The 3886-nt window shown below is 41.8% G+C and carries 4 protein-coding genes; 1 reads left to right on the top strand and 3 read right to left on the bottom strand.

Translation table 11 applies throughout. The annotated features are described in order from the left end of the window. A partial coding sequence (locus F6K49_RS36750; RefSeq protein ID WP_293104831.1) for an HAD family hydrolase occupies positions 1-1009 on the top strand: 1009 nt, incomplete at its 5' end. Between the two features lie 53 nt (positions 1010-1062). Here F6K49_RS36750 and F6K49_RS36745 read toward each other — a convergent pair. The 3 genes from F6K49_RS36745 to F6K49_RS36735 form a co-directional block, all read right to left on the bottom strand. Then, positions 1063-1209 (bottom strand): hypothetical protein, encoded by a 147-nt coding sequence (locus tag F6K49_RS36745; RefSeq protein WP_158069499.1) that lies wholly within the window; start codon positions 1207-1209, stop codon positions 1063-1065. Between the two features lie 360 nt (positions 1210-1569). Next, complete coding sequence (locus tag F6K49_RS36740) at positions 1570-2685, bottom strand: sulfotransferase (RefSeq protein ID WP_293104827.1); 1116 nt, start codon at positions 2683-2685, stop codon at positions 1570-1572. Positions 2686-2798: 113 nt separating this feature from the next. Then, the gene (locus F6K49_RS36735) at positions 2799-3836 is read right to left on the bottom strand and encodes a class I SAM-dependent methyltransferase (RefSeq protein ID WP_075898288.1); all 1038 of its coding nucleotides are present in this window, start codon (positions 3834-3836) and stop codon (positions 2799-2801) included. Between the last annotated feature and the right edge of the window lie 50 nt (positions 3837-3886).

The raw sequence follows: 3886 nt of genomic DNA, 5'->3' as shown, positions 1-3886 counted from the left end.
CGAAGATGGCATTGATGGTTTAGCATTGAGCAACGACTATCCGGGTCGTAGTTTTCGTCTTTTTCAGGAAATGGTTCTAGATTTGAAAAAAGGCGGTGTTTTGCTAGTGCTGGTGAGCAAAAATGAAGACGCGGATGTCTGGAATGTGTTTGAACACCATCCTGAAATGATACTTCGCCGAGGGGATATTGCTGGTCATCGAATTAACTGGCAGAAGAAATCAGCTAATTTGCGGGAACTAGCTAAAGAATTAAACTTAGGCTTGGATTCTTTTGTGTTTATGGATGATTCACCGGTCGAGCGTCTTGAGGTGGAGACTAATACTCCAGAGGTAACCGTTGTTCCCATGCCAAAGGATCCGGCATATTATGCTGAAACTCTATCAAAGCTCTGGTGTTTTGATGCCCGTAGTCTTACTGCCGAAGATACGATCCGAACACAATTGATGGTTCAGGAGCAACAGCGTCGAGACTTTCAGCAAAGCGTAAGCAACCTTGAGAATTATCTAGAATCCTTAGAATTGGTTGCCGAAATTCGCTTGGCGGAGGAAAGAGATTTGCCACGGGTAGCACAACTGACCCAGAAAACCAATCAGTTTAACTTGTCTTTAATTCGCCGTTCTTTGCCCGAAATTCAAGAGATTCAAAAATCTTCATCTATTTTGGTACTGAGTCTTAAAGACCGCTTTGGTGATTATGGTTTGGTTGGTGTAGGGATTCTCAAACCGGAAAACGGATCTTTGCTTCTAGATACTTTTCTAATGAGTTGTCGTGCTCTAGGACGTGGAGTAGAAGAAGCATTTTTATACACAATGTTTGATTTTGCTACTCAGAAGGATTTGAAGAGGATTCTTGCTCCTTTCCATTCAGGTCCACGGAATGAGCAAGTAAAGACTTTTCTTTTGAACATGGGTTTTGAGCAAAAGCAATCAGACCTTCTAGAAGCTGAGGTGGCAAACTCTCCTAAGAAGCCTGGGCATGTAAAGATGCTGGTTAATGTCTTAGTCTGAATTATCCTTGCAGCTGTGAGCAGTAAAAATTGTTTCCAGTAGGTGATCACAATTCAGCCGTCGGAAGAACGCCCATGCTTCGGAAGCAATGCAGCGGAGTCTTGGGGAGGCAGTGCCTTCATGGAGGGGTCTCCCCCATGAGCGACTGCATCATCAAGACAGGTGCGGAAGGAAGTTCCCCACACAGACCCATGCGCCACTCGCTATTGCATCAAGACCATGTAAACAGCTAATGTTCTGCAAGATTGGTCAATAAAGCAAGTAGAGACGTTATAATAACGTCTCTACTTGAGCTTTTTTGCAAATTTTCCAAGTTGTCCAGTCTTGTCTGGATGTTCTCTAGGTCAATATACCGGTTTTCAGTTGGATCAGCTACACAGTAAATTTCTTGCCCTTCCTCCCCTCTTCCCACTCTCCTTGTAGTAGCCCTGATCGAGATTTACCTAAGATAGCGGGGCAATCGCTATATCAATTGCTGATATCTGGTACGGTAAGCGTTTCAAGTAGCGTGTTAACTGACAGCTGAGTGTTTCCGTTTATTGTTATTTGTTGATTGTTATTTATAGTCTATTGGTGATCTTGTCAAAATTGTACTCCTCATAAACAAATGAAAGGTCTTTCATAATCTGCTCTGTTGTTAAGTTAAATTCTTCAATATTTTTGACACGATGTTTGCGTTTATATTTTGTCTGTTGTTGCGCTTGTTTTTTTATAGAGTGTTGTAATTTATCGCTGGGAGTAATTCCGGTAAACATTACTATATTATCAAAAGCTTTTTTTAAATCATAGCGTAATAAATTATAGGGCATAATCATGACGTTACTTTCTGGAATTTCTTGATTTTTGTGAAGCTGATAAAAATAGCGATAAAGTTCTACATTATAGCGATATCGCCTTTCCTCATATCGTTGAATTTTATCGGGTGGTATATTTTTTAGACCCCATTGGTTATCCAGAAAATTTCGATCCAGGGAAAGATGAGAAGGAATTGTTTCGTGAGGTGGACGAACTAAATAGATAAATTTGGCATCTGGAAATATTTCTAGCAATGTGTTAATGCGGTGAGTAGAAAAATGAATTTGCGCAATTACTTGTTTTTTCCCTGTGTAATAGATATGCCGCTTTAAACAACTTTCAAAAAATTTTACTGAACTTCGACGACGAGATGCTGGTTGCTGATCATGGAAGCGAAGCTCTGGATGCTCCTGATCATCAAAGGCTAAGGGTGTGGTTAAAAGGACAAACTGAGTATCGGCTTGGTGAAGGAATAATAGTTCTTCTTCTTCTACTCTATCAATAGAAATTCCATGTCCAATATCATCAGGTATCAGGGAGTTTAGATTGTGTTTGACTAAATAGTCAACCAGAGGCTTAGCTAAAATACGAGCTGTGAGTGATGGAACAAAAATATGCCAAGCTTTGAATGTAGTAAATTCTTCTGTTTGGGTTAATAAATGATGGAGGAAAGTAGTCCCACTCCGAGGGTGTCCAATGATAAATATCGGTTTCACCACTTTAATGTCACGATACTTATAAAAGAAAATCTCATCTAAAGCCAGGGTTAGTCTAACCAAAATAAAAGCTAAGGGTGGCAGAAATAACCATAAAAAAAACCAGTGGCTTATCCCAAAGGTTTTCCAACATGAAATAATAATTCGGTAATAAACCTTTAACATGTTTTAGATACCAGTTATTGATGATAAATACTTTTTAGTAATTAGAGACATATATAGCAGTTCTCAATTTGAGAACTGCTATAATGACTAATATGTGTGTCCGTCCAACAGACTTAGGGCTTTACTGCCACCTGTTGACCAGTGGCTGGTGTTCGTCGGAACTCAATGGGTTTGCGGGGAACTAAACCTGCCTTTTGTTGCCATTGAGCTATCTCAGAGAAAGACCAGTTACTACCAGCACTGGTCAAAGAGAAAAACAAATTCCCCAATGTACCCAGTTGTCCATCGTGTTTGGAAGGAAATATAGTTTTCTGAACGACGAGATGGCCTCCAGGTCGCAGAGCTTCAGCCAAACGCTGAAATAGCTCAATATTGGTTTTTTCATCAAAGTGGTGTATTAGGTTAGCCATAAAGATTAAGTCATAAGCATTGGTGCCTAGATCGTCTGTAAGAACATTGCCAGCTTTATAAACCACGCGATCGCCCATGCCTTCCTCGGCCAGGAGCGGTGCTGCATATTCAATGCCCTCAGGTAAATCGAGGATGACGGCTTTAAGGTCAGGGTAGCGGCGGCAGAGGGCTACTGACAAATAGCCGTGAGAGCCACCAACATCTAGCATTTTCTGAGCACCAGTTGGTACAGGTGTGCATTGGACTACTTCAGAAGCAGCTACGCTAGCGATTGAGCGCATACCCCGATGATAAAGTTGCCAGTGATGGGGGGACATTTTATCGTGAGATTTCAAAGGCTCTCCAGTGCGGATGAACTCTTCTAAGTGGGTGAGCCATTCCCACGCCAAAACTCGGCTAATGGTGTAATCGTAAAGTGACGACTCATTCTCACTTAGTAGCCATTTACGGGCAACTGGAGCCAAGGTATAGCACTCCTTCTGCTTGGCAAGGTAATCTGTAGCAACAAGAGCATCTAAAAGCTGGGTTAAGGCATGCTTGTTGAGATTACACCGCCCAGCAATCTCTTCGGCTGAAAGTGAACTTGACCCTAGGGCTTCAAACACACCTAGCTGTGTTGCTGCTATAAGAGATCGGGCTAGAATCAGGCAGGCTTGAGTTTCGATCGCAGGTTGGGGTACTTGCCCCAAGGCAAGGGCACTCTTTTCGAGCAAGTTTTCAGGATTAATACCAACTCTCATCTAGAACTATTAGCTCCTTTAATAAATCCAATGACTGGAATAAAACGGGG

It is taken from the genome of Moorena sp. SIO3I6, from assembly GCF_010672095.1.
The sequence above is the reverse complement of the archived record's forward strand: the minus strand, read 5'-3'. Positions and strand labels throughout refer to the sequence as shown.